Annotated in this window: 13 protein-coding genes and 1 pseudogene; 4 read left to right on the top strand and 10 right to left on the bottom strand. The window is 65.4% G+C overall.

All coding sequences use genetic code 11. From position 1 onward, the window contains the following. Positions 1 to 19: 19 nt before the first annotated feature. Entirely contained in the window at positions 20 to 1372 is a 1353-nt protein-coding gene (locus QFZ91_RS06615) for an MFS transporter (protein ID WP_368717429.1), read from the top strand. A gap of 53 nt (positions 1373 to 1425) precedes the next feature. On the opposite strand, the gene QFZ91_RS06620 is transcribed toward QFZ91_RS06615, so the two are convergent. Beyond that, on the bottom strand, positions 1426 to 3954 hold the full coding sequence (locus QFZ91_RS06620; RefSeq protein ID WP_429566726.1) for a penicillin-binding protein 1A: 2529 nt from the start codon (positions 3952 to 3954) through the stop codon (positions 1426 to 1428). Positions 3955 to 4088: 134 nt separating this feature from the next. Here QFZ91_RS06620 and fabV point away from each other — a divergent pair, with 134 nt between their 5' ends. Continuing rightward, positions 4089 to 5285 carry an enoyl-ACP reductase FabV gene (fabV, locus tag QFZ91_RS06625; RefSeq protein ID WP_429566727.1) on the top strand — a complete coding sequence of 399 codons (1197 nt, stop codon included), beginning with the start codon at positions 4089 to 4091 and terminating at the stop codon, positions 5283 to 5285. A gap of 99 nt (positions 5286 to 5384) precedes the next feature. Here the strand turns inward: fabV and QFZ91_RS06630 are convergent, their stop codons facing one another. The 3 genes from QFZ91_RS06630 to QFZ91_RS06640 form a co-directional block, all read right to left on the bottom strand. Beyond that, positions 5385 to 5663, bottom strand: coding sequence for a hypothetical protein (locus QFZ91_RS06630; RefSeq protein WP_246392042.1), 279 nt, complete (start codon positions 5661 to 5663; stop codon positions 5385 to 5387). Positions 5664 to 5887: 224 nt separating this feature from the next. Beyond that, positions 5888 to 6511 (bottom strand): glutathione S-transferase family protein, encoded by a 624-nt coding sequence (locus QFZ91_RS06635; protein WP_176377768.1) that lies wholly within the window; start codon positions 6509 to 6511, stop codon positions 5888 to 5890. Positions 6512 to 6595: 84 nt separating this feature from the next. Next, positions 6596 to 7495, bottom strand: coding sequence for a LysR substrate-binding domain-containing protein (locus QFZ91_RS06640; protein WP_429566728.1), 900 nt, complete (start codon positions 7493 to 7495; stop codon positions 6596 to 6598). A gap of 95 nt (positions 7496 to 7590) precedes the next feature. Here QFZ91_RS06640 and tam point away from each other — a divergent pair, with 95 nt between their 5' ends. Next, a complete protein-coding gene (gene tam, locus QFZ91_RS06645; protein ID WP_429566729.1) occupies positions 7591 to 8388 on the top strand; it encodes a trans-aconitate 2-methyltransferase in 798 nt (265 codons plus the stop codon). 250 nt (positions 8389 to 8638) lie between these two features. After that, the gene (locus tag QFZ91_RS06650; protein WP_176108526.1) at positions 8639 to 9004 is read left to right on the top strand and encodes a hypothetical protein; all 366 of its coding nucleotides are present in this window, start codon (positions 8639 to 8641) and stop codon (positions 9002 to 9004) included. Positions 9005 to 9183: 179 nt separating this feature from the next. On the opposite strand, the gene QFZ91_RS06655 is transcribed toward QFZ91_RS06650, so the two are convergent. From QFZ91_RS06655 to nirB, 6 genes and pseudogenes are all read right to left on the bottom strand, one after another. Further along, on the bottom strand, positions 9184 to 9549 hold the full coding sequence (locus QFZ91_RS06655; RefSeq protein WP_429566730.1) for an ArsR/SmtB family transcription factor: 366 nt from the start codon (positions 9547 to 9549) through the stop codon (positions 9184 to 9186). Beyond that, positions 9533 to 9994, bottom strand: coding sequence for an SRPBCC family protein (locus tag QFZ91_RS06660; RefSeq protein ID WP_429566731.1), 462 nt, complete (start codon positions 9992 to 9994; stop codon positions 9533 to 9535). Before QFZ91_RS06660 ends, QFZ91_RS06655 begins: the two co-directional genes overlap by 17 nt. A gap of 79 nt (positions 9995 to 10073) precedes the next feature. Then, positions 10074 to 11441, bottom strand: coding sequence for an MFS transporter (locus QFZ91_RS06665; RefSeq protein ID WP_429566732.1), 1368 nt, complete (start codon positions 11439 to 11441; stop codon positions 10074 to 10076). Between the two features lie 171 nt (positions 11442 to 11612). Further along, positions 11613 to 15795, bottom strand: a pseudogene (locus QFZ91_RS06670) (molybdopterin-dependent oxidoreductase). Between the two features lie 49 nt (positions 15796 to 15844). Beyond that, positions 15845 to 16210 (bottom strand): nitrite reductase small subunit NirD, encoded by a 366-nt coding sequence (gene nirD / locus QFZ91_RS06675; protein ID WP_429566733.1) that lies wholly within the window; start codon positions 16208 to 16210, stop codon positions 15845 to 15847. A 39-nt stretch (positions 16211 to 16249) separates the two neighbouring features. Further along, positions 16250 to 18790, bottom strand: coding sequence for a nitrite reductase large subunit NirB (gene nirB / locus QFZ91_RS06680; RefSeq protein ID WP_429566734.1), 2541 nt, complete (start codon positions 18788 to 18790; stop codon positions 16250 to 16252). Between the last annotated feature and the right edge of the window lie 449 nt (positions 18791 to 19239).

A 19239-nucleotide genomic window follows, 5' to 3' on the forward strand; every position in this document is an offset into this window, starting at 1 on the left:
CGAACCGGAGGAGACACATATGGATCTCGAATCACGTACCCTTCATCGCGTCACGATGCGGCTCATACCGTTTCTGATGCTCTGCTACTTCATCGCTTATCTAGATCGCGTCAACGTCGGCTTCGCGGCCTTGCAGATGAACAAGGCGCTCGATCTGTCCGCGAGCGCGTTCGGCTTCGGCGCGGGCGTTTTCTTTCTCGCGTACTTCTTTTTCGAAGTGCCGTCGAACCTGCTGCTCGAACGATTCGGCGCACGCCGCTGGATCGCGCGGATCATGTTCTCGTGGGGCATACTCGCGGGCGCGATGGCCTTCATCCCGGACATCTCGCGCTTCACCGGACTATCGCCCGCCCACGTGTTTTTCGGCCTGCGCATTCTGCTTGGCGTCGCCGAGGCCGGTTTTTTCCCGGGCATCATTTTTCTGCTGACCTTGTGGTTTCCGGCCGCGTATCGCGGGCGGGTGGTCGGCTATTTCATGGCGGCGATTCCGCTGTCGACTGTAATCGGCGGCCCGATCTCCGGCGCACTGCTGTCGCTCGACGGCATCGGTGGACTCGGCGGCTGGCAGTGGCTGTATCTGATCGAGGCGGCGCCCGCAGTATTGCTGTCGGTCGCAGTGCTGCTCTATTTGACCGACAAGCCCGCCGACGCCACCTGGCTCAGCACCGAGGAGCGTGAATGGCTGATCGCGCGCCAGAAGCAGGAGCGCGAGCATCGCGAGGCGGTGCGCCACTTCAGCGTGAAGGAAGCGCTGATCAATCCGCGCGTGCTCGCCATCGCGCTGATCTATTTTGGCGCGAATGCGACTAACTACGGCCTGAGCTTCTTCCTGCCGCAGATCGTGAAAGCATTCGGTCTGACCAATCTGCAGACGGGTTTCGTCACGTCGCTGCCGTACGTCGTCGGGCTCATCGGCATGATCGTGTGGGGGCGGCATTCGGATCGCCACCTCGAGCGCCGCTGGCACGTCGCGATTGCGCTGTTCATTGCGGCGGGCGGCATCGCGGTCTCGGCCGGACTCGACAATCCGGTGCTGAAGATGATTGCGCTATCGATTGCCGGCTTCGGCATCTTCGGTTGCCTGCCGGTGATCTGGACCTTGCCGGCCGCGTTCCTGTCGGGCGCCGCGGCCGCGGGCGGCATCGCCGCGATCAATTCGCTCGGCAATCTGGCGGGTTTCTTCGGCCCGTTCGCGATGGGCTGGATCAAGGACAGCACCGGCGGCTTCGGCGCCGGGCTGCTATGCCTCGCGGGCGCGGGGCTGATCGGTGTGGCGGCGGTGTTGCTGCTGCATCACGACACGTCGCTCGAGACGGCGCATGGCAATCCGCATGCGCGGCCGCCGGGTGAAACGGGCGTCGCGAGACCTTAGCCTTCTGGCTCACCCAGTTCGATACGCACCCGGGCAGCGCGCCCGGGTCGCATTCAGTTCGCCCCGCTGCTGTTGTTCGACCCTGCGCCCCCCTGAGCGCCCGCATCGGGCGGCACGACGTCGTCTGGCGTCGGGGTCGGCGCGAGCGCGGCCGCACCGCCGCCATGCGTTTCACCGTCGACGGCATTAGCGGGCGGCGTCGTCGGAGCCCCTTCCGACCCCGACCCCGACCCAGGCGCCGGCAGCAACGGCGGCAACTCGCGCACCTCGCCCTGCACCGCGGACGCGCCCGCTGCCTCTGACGCCGCCGGAGCAGCCACGGCGGACGCCGATGGCTGCACCGGCGCGCGCCGCGCCGGAGCACGCGCCACGACCTGCTTGTCCGGCTGCGCCGGCGTGCGCGTGAACAGGCTCTCGATCCAGTTGCGCAAGCGTTCGGCGCGCTCCGCGAACCACCCGGGCTGCTGCGCGGTATCGAACTTCATGTGGCTGTCGAGGAGCCGCGAGCGCTGCGCGCGCTGGAAGAAATCGCCGACGATCGGCAGCGCGCTATGCGCGCCCTGCCCCCAGTAGTCACTGCGCAGCGTCACGCGGCTGTCGTTGAAGCCGACCCACGCCCCCGCCACCAGTTGCGGCTGCATCAGGATGAACCAGCCATCCGCGTTGCCTTGGGTCGTGCCCGTCTTGCCCGCGACGTCGCCGCGCACGCCAAAGCGCGTGCGGATGCTCGCGCCGGTGCCGCGGCTGACCACGTCGCGCATCACGTCGACGAGCGTGCGCGCCGAGTCGGCGGGCAACTCGCGCTTCGGGGTGGCCGGGCTGAATTCGGCCAGCAGGTTGCCGTTGCGGTCCTCGATGCGCGTGACCATCAGCGGCTCGACGTAGCCGCCGAGGTTCGCGATCGTGCCGTACGCCGACACCATTTCCTTCAGCGTGACCGGGCTCGTGCCGAGCGCGAGCGACGGCACCGGGTCGAGCTGGCTGTCGCGCACACCCATCGCACGGGCGAGCTTCGCGACCCGGTTCGGACCGACCGACTCCATCACCTGCGCGGTGATGCGGTTGCGCGAATACGCGAGCGCATCGCGCAGGCTGATCATGCCGCCGCTCGGCTCGTCCTCGTCGTTCGGCTTCCAGAGTTCGCCGCCGGCGAGTTCGATCTGGACCGGATTGTCCGGCAGTTTGTCGTCGGGCTTCGCGCCGGCCTCGAAGGCCGCCGCGTAGACGAACGGTTTGAACGTCGAGCCCGGCTGACGGCGCGCCTGCTGCACGTGATCGAACGGATCAACCCCAAAGTCGCGGCTGCCGACCCACGCCTTGATCTCGCCGGTGTGCGGGTCCATCGCGAGGAAGTCGGCCTGCACGCGCGTCTTCGTATCGCACACGCCTTGCACGAGCTTGCGATCGGCGAGCAGGTGTTTGAGCGCGTCGTCGTCGGACAGGCCCGTGTCTTTGGCCGCGCGGAAGTCGGGCGTCTCGCGCAGGAACGTGCGCAGCAGGTCTTTGTCGGCCGAGCAGCCGGCGCGCGTGCCCCACGCCGAGTTCGCGATGTTCTGCAACTGATTGCCCTGCAGCGTGACCGCCTGAGTCGCCATTGCCTGGAGGCGCGAGTCGATCGTCGTGCGCACGACGAGCCCATCGGAATAGATGTTGTAGTCGTTGCGATCGGCCCACGTGACCAGCCATTTGCGCAGTTGCTGCGTGAAGTGCGGCGCGGGTCCGGGCGGCTCGATCTGGCGCTCGAAGTCCAGACGCAGCGGCTTGCGGGCGAGCCCGTCGTACTGCGCGGGCGTCAGCTTGCCGTACTTGACCAGCTGCGCGAGCACCGTATTGCGCCGCTGCAACGCGCGCTCGGGGTTCAGCACCGGGTTGTAGTACGCGTTGCCCTTCAGCATGCCGGTCAGCGTCGCCGCTTCGAGCACGTTCAGCTCGGACGCGGACTTGTCGAAATAGGTGCGCGCGGCCATTTCGATGCCGTACGCGTTGTACAGGAACGGCACCGTGTTCAGGTAGGTTTCGAGGATCTCGTCCTTCGTGTAGAACGCCTCGATCTTCAGTGCGGTGATCGCTTCCTTCAGCTTGCGCGTCAGCGTCGGCGCGCGGCCGATTTCGTCGGGATACAGATTGCGCGCGAGCTGCTGCGTGATCGTCGAGCCGCCCTGGCGGTCGCCGGAGAACGTGTGCAGCGCCGCCGAAGCGGTGCGCCGCCAGTCGAGCCCGAAATGCTGATAGAAGCGGTGATCCTCGGTCGCGATCAGCGCGTTGACGACGTTCGGCGAGATGTCCGTCAGCTTGACCCACTCGCGGTTCGACGGCTTGAACTCGGCGAGCAGCTTGCCGTCCGCCGACAGGATCTGCGCGGGCTGCTCGATCTTCGCCTTGCGGATGTCGCCGATGCTCGGCGTGAACGGAATCAGCAGCAGCACGTACAGCACGAACAGCAGCGGCAGCGCGGCGAGCCCCCACGCGAACGTGCGGCGGGTCGGGTGGCGCAGATGCCACGCGGCCTTCGCGAACAGCGGGTTCGCGAGGGTCAGCCCTTTGTCGAGGGCCGCCAGAAAGGAGGAAAAGAGGCGCTTCACGTGCTGTCGTCGGCTGGGAAAGGCGCAATCGTACCAAGATGTGGGGAGTGCGCTGATTTTTGCCCCATTCGCGGTATGGCGTGCGGCCCCGGCGGGGCCACTATAATGTCGCCAATTCCGACAAGAGGTGCTTCATGATCATCAAACCGCGTGTGCGTGGCTTCATCTGTGTATCGACCCATCCGACCGGCTGCGAAGCCAACGTCAAGGAACAGATCGAGTATGTGAAGGCACGCGGCCCCATCGCCAACGGGCCGAAGAAGGTGCTCGTGATCGGCGCGTCTACCGGCTATGGCCTCGCCGCGCGCATCAGCGCCGCGTTCGGCTCGGGCGCGTCGACCCTCGGCGTGTTCTTCGAGCGCGCCGGCAGCGAAACCAAGGCGGGCACGGCCGGCTGGTACAACACCGCGGCGTTCGAGAAGTTCGCCAACGCCGAAGGCCTGTACGCGACCAGCATCAACGGCGACGCGTTCTCCGACGAAGTGAAGGCGCGCACCATCGAAGTGATCAAGCGCGATCTCGGCCAGGTCGATCTGGTCGTCTACAGCCTCGCGGCGCCGAAGCGCCAGCATCCGAAAACCGGTGAGGTGTTCAGCTCGGTGCTGAAGCCGATCGGCCAGGCGGTCAACCTGCGCGGCATCGACACCGACAAGGAAGTGATCAAGGAAACCGTGCTCGAACCGGCGACGCCGGAAGAGATCGCGCAGACGGTCGCGGTGATGGGCGGCGAGGACTGGCAGATGTGGATGGACGCGCTGGCCGAAGCCGGCGTGCTCGCCGACGGCGCGAAGACCACCGCGTTCACCTACCTCGGCGAAAAGATCACGCACGACATCTATTGGAACGGCTCGATCGGCGCGGCCAAGAAGGATCTCGACCAGAAGGTGCTCGGCATCCGCGCAAAGCTCGCGGCCAACGGCGGCGACGCGCGCGTCGCGGTGCTGAAGGCGGTCGTCACGCAGGCAAGCTCGGCGATTCCGATGATGCCGCTGTATCTGTCGCTGCTCTTCAAGGTGATGAAGGAAAAAGGTACGCACGAAGGCTGCATCGAACAGGTGTACGGCCTGTACAAGGACAGCCTCTATGGCAGCCAGCCGCATCTGGACGACGAAGGCCGTCTGCGCGCGGACTACAAGGAACTCGATCCGCAGGTGCAAGGCCGCGTGCAGGAGCTGTGGAACCAGGTGAGCAACGACAACATCTACGAACTCACCGATTTCGCCGGCTACAAGAGCGATTTCCTGCGTCTGTTCGGCTTTGAAATGAAGGGCGTCGATTACGACGCGGACGTCAATCCGGACGTGCGGATTCCGAATCTCGTCCAGGTTTGATCCACCGAGGGGCGGCCCCGCTTCGCGAGTTCGCCCCTCCTGTTACCCCCGCTTGATCCCCTCCCTTAACTCCGTCCCCTCACTTCTTCCACCCACACGTCAGCACGGATACGCGCCCTGCAACGAGCGCAGAATCGCGAGCCCGATCGGAAAATCGTCGGAAATGCCCGGGTGGTTCGCGAAGAACGCATCGAGCAGCGGATAAACCGTCTGGTTGCCGATCGCGAGCGTTTCTGGCGGACAGAACAGCTGCCGCTGTTTGCGCGAGACCAGGTCGCCGTTCGCCCAGCCGAACGCGTTGATCGTGCCGGTGATGTACGCCGCATAGATCGAGTTGTTGTCGGCGTGCGCCCATTTCTTGTACTGGGCGGCAGTCATCTCGGCACTCGCATTCAGAGTGAAACACGCCGTCAGCGCAGCCAGCGCGAATTTAGTTACCCGCATCGTTGGACCTTCAATGTCGCTAAATGGGCGCCATTGTAGGCGACGCGGGTGCACCGCGCAGAAGCCGTCGATCACGGCAATTCGAAAGTAATACGTAAGCATTCAAGGCGGCAGCTGCCAGCATCGGCGGGTTTGCCGACGCGCGCGCGAATCAACGATTACGGCGTGCCGTTGCGGCAATACCTGCGATACCCGTCGCGCTCGGCGAGGCGCGCCATATACGCGGCCAGCGCCGGCAAATCGTCGTGCTGCTGCGGCGTTTCGAGCCAGCGGTTCGCGGACAGCGCGATCGGAATATCGGCGAGCGAGAACGCGTCGCCCGCGATATACGCGCCGGTGCGCGCGAGTTGCTGCTCGACGATCGCCATATGCTTCGACCAGTTCGCACACGAAGCGGCGATCTGCCGCGGGTCCTGATGCTCGGGCGAGTGCCGCACGAGTGCGAGAAACGCGTAGCTCCACGAGCGGTTCAATTCGCTCGCCTGCCAGTCGATCCATTGATCGCAGCGCGCGCGCTCGACCGGATCGGCCGGATACAGCGCGTCACCGCGATAACGGTTCGCGAGGTAACGGATGATCGAGTTCGATTCCCACAGCACGAAGTCGCCGTCGCGAATCACGGGGACCATCGCGTTCGGATTGAGCGCGCGGAATTCGGCGACATCGGTCGAGCGAAAGCCCGAGCCCCAGTCTTCCTGTTCGAACGCAAGTCCGAGTTCCGCGCAGGTCCACAGCACCTTGCGCACGTTGATCGAGGTGGTCTTGCCGAGTATTTGCAGCATCGGTTGTTGTGTGTCGCGTCGGTAGAACGGGTTGGAGGAATCAAACTTAGCAGCCAGTGAGTTTGCCTTGCACACGGCGCGGCGTCATCCGCTTTTCAGCGTCGCCTGTTCGCGGATCATGTCGTACAGCGCCTGCGCGGCCGGCGACAACTGCGCGGTCTTGCGCGCGACCAGCACCAGCGTGCGCGACACGGTCGGCTGCGTGAGCTCGACCGTGCGCACGCTCGGATACGCGCCCTTCTGCAGCGCGAGCGCGGGCACCACGGCCGCGCCGACACGCTGCGCGACGAGCCCGACCGCGGTCGAACTGCGCTGTACCTCGTAGAACGACCGCAGCGCAAGTTCGCTCGATGCCAACGCGACGTCGAGCAGAGCGCGATTGCCGCTGACCTCGCCGGCGAAAATCAGCGGGAACGCCTGCAATTGCCGCCACGCGATGCGCCGCCGCTTCGCGAGCGGATGGTCTTCATGGCAGATCAGCACATAGCGGTCTTCGGTGAGCGGCACGGTAGCGAGATCCGGATGATGCTCGCGCGCGATGTTGATGCCGAACTCGACCTCCCTGCGCAACACGGCCTCCTCAACCGCCGACGACGCATGATCGAGAATCTTGATGCGATTGTGCGGATAGCGCGCCGAATACGCCTGCAAGATGCGCGGCAGATACTGCACGCCGACGGTCGGCACGCACGCGATCGACACGTCGCCGCGTCGCGCGATCCCCGTTTCGCGGATTTCGACCAGCGCGTCGGCCAGTTCGCCGAGCAGCCGGCGCGCCTGCGGCAGAAAACTGCGGCCGATTTCGGTGAGCGCCATCGACCGCGTGGTGCGCTCGATCAGCGTGACGCCGAGATAGGTTTCGAGCTTGCGCAGCCGTTGCGTGATCGCCGTCTGCGTGACGTGCAGCGAATCCGCCGCGCCCTGGAAGCTGCCGCGATCGGCAATCGCGACGAATGCCTGCACGCCGAGCGTGTCGATTTTCATTAGAAAAATGAAGTAATCGGAATCATAAATTCATTTTACTCGGGACTGGTAGCGGCCGAGAATGGCCGCAACGAACCTTGCAAAGGAGCCACAAGATGACCGACAAAACCACGAACGAGCACAGCGATTGGCACGCGAAGCAGTACACCCTATTCGAGAACGAGCGCACTCGGCCGGTGCGCGATCTGCTTGCGGCGGTGCCGTTGGACGGGGCGCGGCTCGCGGTCGATATCGGCTGCGGACCGGGCAACTCGACCGAGGTGCTGGCCGAGCGCGTGCCGGGCGCGTCGGTCAGCGGCATCGACAGCTCGGCCGACATGATCGCGGCGGCCCGTCGGCGGTTGCCGCAATTGCGCTTCGACGTCGGCGACGTGTCGACGTGGGACGCGCGCGGCCCGTTCGATGTGATCCTCGCGAACGCGGTGCTCCAATGGGTGCCCGACCACGAGCGGCTGTTCCCCGCGCTGGTGGCAAAACTCGCCACGGGCGGCAGCCTCGCCGTGCAGATGCCCGTCAATCTCGACGAACCGGCGCACCGGCTGCTGCGCGAAATCGCCGCCGACGGGCCTTGGGCGCCCAGGCTGACGGGCGTCGAGCGCACCGTGCGCCACGACGCGAACTGGTACTACGCGCTGCTCAAGCCGCTGTGCGCGCGCGTCGACGTGTGGCGCACGGTCTATCACCACCCGCTCGCGGGCCCCGACGCAGTGGTCGAATGGTTCAAGGGCAGCGCGCTGCGGCCATTTCTCGCCGCGCTCGACGACGCCGAACGCAGCGCGTTTCTTCAACGCTATCGCGACGAAATCGCCAAAGCCTACCCGGCGCTCGCCGATGGCACGGTGCTGCTGCCGTTTCCGCGGCTTTTCATCGTCGCGACGCGTGGCCGACGCTGAGTCCGCGCCCGGAAACCACCACAAGCCGCTGAGCGCTGCGCGGCGGGGCTCCGGCGGATGCTCCGGCTCGATCGGGGCGGCCGGCGCACGTCGCGGATGCATCGCCCGAAAGCCCGCCTGTTGCGGTGCCGCACGCTAGGGTTGGTCAGGAATTGCCGCCCGGGAATTCCGCATGCTAATGTTTATAAAACAGCGGAGGACGGCGCCCGCCGGCCTCACCGGGAAGCCATTTACTGCAGCGAGCGTCGCCATGAGTGATGTACGCCAACATCTGAGTCCCCGTGACCGCCTGGAGCTGTTGTGCTGGCTCACATGCGGAAGCCTCGGCGCTTATTATCTGAACGAAGACTGGCCCGACGCGGCGTTTCACGTGCAGTCCGCGCACAAGTGGCTCGACCGCCGCGCGCGCGAAGCCGACTGGCTGTGCATTGCGAAGCTGTCTGCCACCGCCGTCGAAATCGCGCGGCGCCACGCGCGCTTCGTCGATGCCGATTGGGCGCGCGACGCGGTCGAGGAAATTCTCGATACCGACGAACTCGACCCACAAGCCCGGCTCGTCCGGCAGGTGATAGCCGACTGCCAGAGCGCGCTAGCCGACAAGCGGATCGCCGATTAGCCGCGGGCTGGTTTTTCTTCCTTTTTTGCGGTGGTTTAGGGGGCCGATCTTTGGCCCCTTTTGCATTGTTCCGCCCTTGCCGGGCAGGATGCGCCGCTTGCAGTCGGTAAAAAATGCGGTACGCGCCGTCGCGCGTCATCTTTATTCGGTTCGCGCAATCGCCGCGACCGCCCCGCCCTTTATTCCTCGACCATCGTCTTCAACTTCAGCAGCGCCTGATCCCATTGCCGCGAAATCGCGTCGAGCGCGCGGCGCGCCGCGTCGAGATGCGCGGGTTCGAACGCCCACAGGCGCTCGCGTCCAACCTTCACATCGTGGACGAGCCCCGCGTCGGCCAGCACCTGCAGATGCTGCGTGACCGACTGCCGCGTGATGTCGGTGCCGGCCGTCAGCTGCGCGATCGACATCGGGCTGCCCGCACACAATGCCGCGACGAGACGCAGGCGCGTCTCGTCACCGAGCGCGGCGAACACCGCCGCCGAACTGCGCAGCGTCGCCGCCTTGAGACCCGCCTTCGCGGAGCCCGCTTTAACTCGCGCCGACATATCGTTCGATATTGACCATCTGCTGTCCCCAGCCGCCGTCGTTCAGCCGGAACGCTTCCGCGCGGCGCCCGACCGGCAACTGGTCGAAGCCCGATTCGACGACCCGCAGCAGCGTGCCGGACTCGACCTCGCTCAGATCGAATTCGACGAGCGTGGTCGGCTCCGGCGTGTAGTCGATCGTGATGTCGATCGCGGCCGGATGCCAGCGCCACGACAGATGATGCTCGGGCTCGACACGCTCGACCAGCACGTCCATCACCAGCTGTTCGTAGCCCGGATAGGTGATGTGCCCCTGCGTGGATTGCCCGGCGACGAACTGCTTGCCGGCGAGGTTCACGCCGAACCATTTGCCGAATTCCTCGGCGTTGGCCAGCGCGCGCCACACGCGCGAGCGCGGCGCCTTCAACAGAATCTGCTTTTCGATGCGATCGGTCGATGAGTTCATATGCAGCCTCCTGGCTGCATATTAGAAACGCCGCGACCAATATGCAAGCATTCGACTGCGCTTTTGTCAGCGCCGTGCCTCACTCCGTCGCATGCGCATGCATCACGCCGGTCTGCATCGACCACGCCATCCACGGCCGGCGCAGCGCGACGATCGCAAGGAACGCGCACGCCGACAGCGTGCCGAACGTCGCGAAGCCCATCTGATAGCTGCCGGTGCTCTCCTTCGCGATGCCCATCACGACCGGCAGATAAAAGCCGCCGATGCCGCCCGCCGCGCCGACGATGCCGGACATCAGACCGGTGCGGCCGGCCCAGCGATGCGGCACGAGCTGGAACGTCGCGCCATTGCCGAGGCCAAACGCGACGTACATGCACAGCAGCAATGCGATGCCGCCCGCGAACGACGGCATCGCCGTCGCGAACAGGAAGTCGCAAATCGCGATGATCGCGAGCAGCACGGTCAGCGCGCGCACGCCCGACACGCGGTCGGCAATCAGGCCGCCGAGCGGACGCACCATCGCACCCGTCGCGGCGAGCAGCGCCATGAACAGACCCGCGTCGATCTTCGACAGTTGATACAGGTTGGTCAGCAGCAGCGACACATACGAGGACATGCCGACGAAACCGCCGAACGTGATGCTATAGACGAGCATGATGACCCACGTATCGCGCTCGGCGAGCACCGAGCGGTAGCGTTGCGGCAGCACCGCGATCGCGAGCAGCGCGCCGACCACCGGCAACAGCAGCACGCCGGTCTTGCCCGCGCCGAACAGCCCCGCTTCGACGAGCAGCACGAGCACGATCAGGCCGGCGAGCGTCGTCGCGAAGCTGCCGAACGCGCGCAGCACGCTGCCGGTCTTGACGCCCGCGTCGTTGGCCCAGAAGTACAGCGTGATCGCGGCGATCGCGAGCAGCGGCAAGGCGCCGCCCGCGGCGAGTTGCCAACCATAGCGCGTCGCCAGTTGCGGGAACAGGAAGCCGTCGAGCACCGCGCCGATGTTGCCGGCCGCGGCGAGGCCCAACACGAGGCCCTGCACCTTCGGCGGATAGTTGCTGCCGGCCATCGGCAGCGCGACCGCGAAGCTGGCGCCGCCGACGCCGAGGAACACGCCGAGCACCAGCAGCATTTCGTACGACGGCACCGATTGCAGCAACGGCAGCACGATCGTCGGTACCGCCGATAGCAACACGCCCATCAACGCAATGCGTTTGCCCTGCGCGGACTGATACAGATTGCCGAGCGTCACGCGCAGAATCGCCGCGGACAACACCGGCACCGCGACCAGCAGACCCTGCTGCGCGGGCGTCATCGCGATGCTCTTGCTGATGAACGGCGCGAGCGGCCCATACAGCACCCAGACGGTGAAGCCCGTGTCGAAATACAGAAAGCAGGCGACCAGTGCGCGCCAATCGCCGCTTCGCAGGGAGTGCATCACGTTTTTCATCAGAGATCCTCGGTAAATAAAATGCCTGGTAGTCCGGTTGCTGCGTTACTTGTGTTTTGCACCGGCATGTCGCCCGGAGTTTTAACCGGGACTCGATATGCAAGCGTCATGCCATCATGCTGTGTGTTTTGAGGCCTTGTTTTAAGGCTTTTTTCGAAACGCGTCGGCGTCTCAATACACGTCGCGTGCATAGCGCTTTTCGCGCGTCAGACGGCTCACGTATTCGAGTGCTTTCTCTTCGCTCATGCCACCGTGCGTCGCGATGATGTCCTTCAGCGCCGCGTCGACATCGCGTGCCATCCGGTTCGCGTCGCCGCATACATAGAAATGCGCACCGTCTTCGAGCCATGCCCACAGTTGCGCACCGTGTTCGCGCATGCGGTCCTGCACATAGATCTTGTCGGCCTGGTCGCGCGAGAACGCGACGTCGAGTCGGGTCAAGAGACCGCTCGCGCGCATCGCTTCGAGCTCGTCGCGATAGTAGAAGTCGGTCGCGGCATGTTGTTCGCCGAAGAACAGCCAGTTGCGTCCGCGTTCGCCGCGTGCCTGCCGTTCGTGCAGAAAGCCGCGAAACGGTGCGATGCCGGTGCCGGGACCGACCATGATCATCGGCGTGTCCGAGTGATGAGGAGGACGAAAGTGTGCGGACTTCTGCACGAACACGGGGACGTCGGTGTCGCTTGCGCGATCCGCGAGAAACGTCGACGACACGCCCTTGCGGTGCCGCCGCCCATTGCTGTAACGCACCGCCGATACCGTCAGATGCACCTCGCCCGGATGCGCCTTTGGGCTCGATGCGATCGAATACAGGCGCGGCTGCAGGCGCTTCAGCATGCCGGTTAGTTCGGCGGCCGAGAGGCTCACCGGAAACTCGTGCAATACGTCGGCGAGCTGCTGTCCCCATAGCCATTGCTTCAGATCCGCCTTGCGTTCGGGCGCGAGCAGATCGCCCAGCGCGCCGTTGCGGCTGCGCGCGGCGACCAGCGCAAGCGCTTCGGCGCTCGGCCGCGCGATCTCGTAGTGTTTGGTGAGCGCATCGGCGAGGCGCATGTCGCCGATACCCGTGACGTGCACCGATGCGTCAGCGTGCAGACCGCTCAGCGTGATCAGTTCGTCGACGAGTTCGGGGCAGTTGCTCGGGCCACACGCCGAGCGCATCACCCACTTCGTATTCGAGGTTGGTCTCGCCCGTTTGCAGCGACACGTAGCGCGTATCCTTCACGGCGCCCTGCCGGTTCAGTCGCAAATTGCCGACGATGCGCGACGCGGCCGGCCGCGCCTTGGTCGGCACCGCGCCCACCACCGCGTTGATCATGCCGCCCGGCGGCACCGCATGCAGCGCGGCATCCGCCTGCTTGATACAGACGATCACGCGTTCGAGCCATGCATCTGCGCTCGGCTGATATTCGATGTCGCAATCGACGCGCTCGGTCAGACGCAGCGCGCCCTGCGCGCCGAGCCGTTCATCGAGCCGACGGCCGTGACCGCAATACTGATCGTAGTTGCGATCGCCGAGCGCGAGCACCGCGAAGCGCACGCCGTCGAGGCGCGGCGCCGTGGCGGCGTTCAGATGCGTCCAGAAGTCCTGCGCGTTGTCGGGCGCATCGCCGTCGCCGAACGTGCTGGTCATCAGCAACACGTACTGCGCCTTCGCGAGCGCTGCGAACGGATAGTCGGCCATGCACGCGGTGCGAATCTCGAAGCCCGATTCCATCAGACGCGTCGCGTAACGCTCGGTCAGCGATTCGGTGTTGCCGGTTTGCGAGGCCCACAACAGCGTGACCTTCGGCCGGGTGCGCACGATACGCACGCCCGATTCGCGGGCCTCTTCCTGCGCGGCATTCGGCGGCGATGCAGCGCCTGAAGCCCGGGCCGTCGTCGCGCTGCGACTATACAGTCCGGCAAGCAGACCATCGACATAGAGCCGCTTCACCGCATCGAACGGTGCGCTGTGCGGCAGCACCGGCACGTTGTCGAGGCCTTGCGCTTCGGACGAACGCAGGCCGCTGACGAACCCGGCCAGATACGCGCGCTCCGGATCGCTGAGCGCGGGCATCGGCACGGGCTCGGGCGGCAATTGCAGCAAAGTCGTGAGGGCTTCGATACGAGGCATGGGTTGATCCTTGGCGCTGGGCGCAAGAGCCGCTGCGTCGGCGGGAGTAGAGAGCGCGTCGTCGTTGCGTGTGTCCGCGATGCGATCGGCCGTTACCGGACTCAGCGCGACCGCGCAGACTTTCAGTTCGGGCTGCAATGAAACCGGATCGACCGCGTCGTTGGTCACCGCGTTGATGCAAAGCTCGTCGCCGAACACGTCGTTCCAGTGCATCGGCGCGAAGCACTGCCCCGCGCTCACCCGATCGGTGACGACGGCGGGCAGCACCGCGCGGCCGCGCCGCGAACGGATCTCGACCGCGTCTTTCGCGCGGATGCCTAGTTCGGCCGCATCGTCCGGATGAATCTCGACGAAGGGTCCCGGGTTCAGCTTGTTGAGCATCGCGACCTTGCCGGTCTTGGTCATCGTGTGCCATTGATGCTGCACGCGGCCCGTATTCAGCACGATCGGAAACTCGCGATCGGGCAACTCGGCCGCGGGCTGATACGCGCGCGCGAAAAACTTCGCCCTGCCGCTCGCGGTCGGAAAAGCAATGCGCGGGCGGCTGCCATCTTCAGCCCCCCTAAGCGTCTGGCTCACGCCGTCATTCAGATAGCGAAGCGGATTGCGCTCGGACGAATCCGCCGACGCGATCGGCCACTGCAGCGGTGCGTCCTTCAAGCGGCGATGACTCGCGCCGCGCAGGTCGTAGCCGGTCGCCGGGTTCGCCGCGCGCGTGAGTTCGGCGAACACGTCCTCGACGCTCGCATAGCTGAACGCATCGGCAAAGCCCATTTCACACGCGATCCGCGCGATGATCTGCCAGTCGGGCAACGCCGCGCCGGGCGGTTCGATGGCCTGCTGCATCAGCGTCAGAGTGCGCTCCGAGTTGACCATCACGCCTTCGGCTTCGGCCCACAAAGCGCCTGGCAGCAGCACGTCGGCGTAGCGATTCGTTTCGGTGTCGAGGAACGCGTCCTGCGCGATCACGAGTTCGGCCGCGCGCAAACCGGCGATCGCGGTCTGCCGATTCGCGACGGTCGCGACCGGATTCGTGCAGATGATCCAGCACGCCTTGATGTCGCCCGCGGCTATGCGCGCGAACAGGTCGATCGTGCCGTTGCCCGCGTCCGCTTTGAGCGTGCCCGGAGCGATGCCCCATAGCGCCTCGATGAACGCGCGATCTTCAGCGACCAGCGCCGAACGCTGACCCGGCAAACCGGGACCCATGTAGCCCATTTCGCGGCCGCCCATCGCGTTCGGCTGGCCCGTCAGCGAGAACGGTCCACTGCCGTGCCGGCAGATGCGGCCCGTCGCCAGATGCAGATTGCACAGCGCATTGGTGTGCCACGTGCCGTGCGTGCTCTGGTTCAGGCCCATCGTCCAGCAGCTCATCCAGTCTTTGGCCGACGCGATCATCTGCGCGGCGCGACGGATGTCGTCAGCGGCGAGGCCCGTGATGCGGGCGACGTTCTCCGGCGGGTACTCGGCCAGAAACGCGGGCATCGCGTCCCAGCCTTCGGTGTGTTCGGCGATAAAAGCCGCATCCGTTGCGCCGTTTTCGTGCAGCAGATGGAGCAGACCGTTCAGCAACGCGAGGTCGGTGCCGGGTTTGATCTGCAGGAACAGGTCTGCTTTCTCGGCGGTCGTGTTGCGGCGCGGATCGACGACGATCAGCTTCGCGCCCGCCTTCACGCGATCCATCATGCGCAGGAACAGGATCGGATGACAGTCGGCCATATTCGCGCCGCTGACGAAAAACAGATCCGCGTGATCGAAGTCTTCATACGAGCCGGGCGGACCGTCCGCACCGAGCGACAGCTTGTAGCCGCTCGCCGCGCTCGCCATGCACAGGCGCGAATTCGCTTCGATATTGTTCGTGCCGATAAAGCCCTTCGCGAGCTTGTTGACCAGATACTGCGCTTCGAGCGACATCTGCCCCGACACGTAAAACGACACCGCATCGGGACCATGCTCGTCGATCACACGCCGCAGACGCGCCGCGGTGTCGCTCAACGCCTGGGCCATCGGCAGCGGCGCCGGGTCTTCATCGCGCGCATGACGCACGAACGCGCCTTCGAGACGCCCCGACTTGCGCAGCGCGACGTGAGCCGACTGCCCCTTGGTGCAGAGCCGGCCAAAGTTGGCCGGATGCTCCTTGTCGCCGGCGATCTTCACGACCTGGCCGTCCTCGACGTGCAGCACCATGCCGCAACCGACGCCGCAATAAGGACACACGCTCTTTACGCTGGTATCAGACATGCGCGAATGATCTGGTTAGAACTCTGAACGATGAAGCGAGGCCGTTACCTCAAACCGCGACCCACACCTGGCCGTTTTCGACCCGCGTCGCAAACGCGCTGACCGAATACGACGGCGTTTCGAGGCATTCGCCGGTGCGCAGATCGAAGTGATGCTTGTAGATCGGCGACGCGACCACGATGCGCTCGCCGAGGCTGCCGACGAGTCCGCGCGACAGCACCGCCGCGTGCGAACCCGGATCGAAGTTTTCGATCGCGTACACCGTGGGCTCGGCGGGCGACTCCAATTCACCGCCTTCGACGTGAAACACGGCCACCTGCTCGCCGTTGACGAGCGCGCAAACGCCGGTGTTCGGCACGATGTCGTCGAGCGCGCAGATCGCGGTCCAGGCGCGGGGCAAGCGTTCGTTCTTCATGACTGGGCTCCTTTTGAGTTAAGCGGGAATCGGTTGAGGTCAAACCGTCTCGACGACAATGGGAATCTCGATGCGCGGCGCCTGCCGCTCGGCGGGCGTGGCCGGCCGGATCTGTCCGCGCTCCTCGACGAACGCGACGTTGCTATCGGACTCGTCGCTGTTGACGAAATGGCGGAAGCGCTTGCGCGTTTCGGGATCGGTGACGGCCTTCTTCCATTCGCACTCGTACGTGTCGACCACGTGCTGCATCTCCGCTTCGAGTTCGGTGGCAACGCCAAGGCGATCGTTGACGACCACGTCGATCAGATAGTCGAGACCGCCTTCGAGGTTGTCGCGCCACACGCTGGTGCGTTGCAGCCGGTCGGCGGTGCGCACGTAGAACATCAGGAAGCGGTCGATGTAGCGCACCAGCGTTTCCTGGTCGAGGTCCGCGGCGAGCAGTTCCGCGTGACGCGGCTTCATGCCGCCGTTGCCGCACACGTACAGATTCCAGCCCTTCTCGGTGGCGATCACGCCGACATCCTTGCCCTGCGCTTCCGCGCATTCGCGGGTGCAGCCCGACACGCCGAACTTGATCTTGTGCGGCGTGCGCAGCCCCTTGTAGCGATTCTCGAGTTCGACCGCGAGGCCGACCGAATCGCCGACGCCATAGCGGCACCACGTCGAGCCGACGCACGACTTCACGGTACGCAGCGATTTGCCGTACGCGTGGCCCGATTCGAAGCCGGCCGCGATCAGCTCTTCCCAGATCGACGGCAATTGCTCGACGCGCGCGCCGAACAGATCGACCCGCTGACCGCCGGTGATCTTCGTGTAGAGGCCGTATTTCTTCGCGACCTGCGCGACCGCGATCAGGCCATCGGGCGTCACTTCGCCGCCCGGCATGCGCGGCACGACCGAATAAGTGCCGTCGCGCTGGATGTTCGCGAGGTAGTAGTCGTTGGTGTCCTGTAGCGACGCGTGCTCCTTCTTCAGCACGAATTCGTTCCAGCACGACGCGAGAATGCTGGCTACCGCCGGCTTGCAGATGTCGCAGCCGAGCCCGCGGCCATGTTTCGCGAGCAGCGCGCCGAAACTGCGCAGCCCCTCGACGCGCACGAGGTGGTAAAGCTCCTGGCGCGAATACGGGAAGTGTTCGCAGACGTGGTTGTTCACCGCGAGGCCCTGCTTCTTCATCTCGGCCTTCATCACTTGCGTGACGAGCGGCACGCAGCCGCCGCACGAGGTGCCCGCGCCGGTCGCGCTCTTCAATGCGCCGATGTCGGTCGCGCCGGCGCAGACAGCCGCGCACAGCTCGCCCTTCGACACGTTGTTGCACGAGCAGATCTGCGCGGCCGCGGGCAGCGCCTCGACGCCGAGCGCGGGCTTCGCGCTGCCGTCCGCTTGCGGCAGGATCAGGAATTCGGGCGACGCGGGCAGCTCGATGCGGTTCAGCATCATCTGCAGCAGCGTGCCGTATTCGCTCGCGTCGCCGACCATCACGCCACCGAGCAGATACTTGCCGCAATCGGACACGACGAGCTTCTTGTAGATCTGCTTGCGCTCGTCGCTGAACTGGTAGGTGCGGCTGCCCGGCGTATTGCCGTGCGCGTCGCCGATGCTGGCCACATCGACGCCCATCAGCTTCAGCTTGGTGCTCATGTCGGCACCCGCGAATTCGGCCGAGTCGCCCAGCAACTGCTTCGCGACCACGCGGGCCATGTCATAGCCGGGCGCGACGAGCCCGAACAACTGACCACCCCACAGCGCGCATTCGCCGATCGCGTAGATGTGCGGATCGCTGGTGCGGCACGCGTCGTCGATGACGATGCCGCCGCGCGCGCCCAGATCGAGGCCGCATGCGCGGGCCAGATCGTCGCGCGGACGGATGCCCGCGGAGAACACGATCATGTCGGTGTCGAGATGGCTGCCGTCGGCGAACTGCATGCGGTGCGTGCCCGCTTCGCCGTCGACGATCGCCGTCGTGTTCTTGTGCGTGTGCACGGTGACGCCCAGTTCTTCGATCCGGCCGCGCAGTACGCGGCCGCCGCCGTCGTCGACCTGCACCGCCATCAGGCGCGGCGCGAATTCGACCACATGCGTTTGCAGGCCCATATCGCGCAGCGCCTTCGCGCATTCGAGACCGAGCAGGCCACCGCCGACCACCGTGCCCGTTTTCGAGCGAGCGCCGCATTCGCGCATCGCTTCGAGATCGTCGATCGTCCGGTAGACGAAGCAGTCGCCGCGCTCGCGGCCCGGCACCGGCGGCACGAACGGATAGGAGCCGGTTGCGAACACGAGGCGGTCGTAAGGCAGCGTTTCGCCGCTCGCGACCGTCACCGTGCGCGCGTCGCGATCGACCGCGACGGCCCGCGCGTTCAGCTTCAGTTGCACGCCGTGGCGCTCGAAAAAACCGGGCTCGACGAGCGACAGGTCCTCGGCGGTCTTGCCCGAGAAGAACTCGGACAGATGCACGCGATCGTAGGCCGGTCGCGATTCTTCGCCCAGCACCGTGATGTCGAGATCGTGCGCGTCCTGAAGCGCCAGGCATTCGACCAGTTTGTGGCCGACCATCCCGTGACCGATAACGATGATTTTCATGAGCGCGCTGTCCTCTGGTGTCTGGCGAAGGCGATTGCGGAAATAAAAACGGCGTCCCGCGAATCCAGCCGAAGCTGAATCCGGGGGACGCCGTTGTCCTGTTGGGGTGCTGCGGAGCGCTGCTTTCTGCTGCAAGCGCGACGAACCCACGTTGGTTCGATGGCAACGCTTCTTGCAAAGGCTGTGCCAATTTAGATCGATGCGCCGCAAAGCACGGTGTGGCGTGGGTTTACCGCAAATCGCGCGGCTCCGAAGCGCACCCCGAGCGCGACGCGTTTTGATGCGGCAAGGCACAGGGATGGTGCGGCGCAGCACTGTCGACGTGCGAAACCAAGGTGCACGCAGGTGCGATCGTGACGCTGTTTTCCGCGTGAATCGCAGCGTGTGGCAACGTCTTGCGTGCCGCTATTCGATCGATGGCGTGGTCCTTGCATCGGTCCTGCGCAACG

It is taken from the genome of Paraburkholderia sp. JPY419, assembly GCF_050435705.1.
Taxonomy (GTDB): Bacteria; Pseudomonadota; Gammaproteobacteria; order Burkholderiales; family Burkholderiaceae; genus Paraburkholderia; species Paraburkholderia youngii.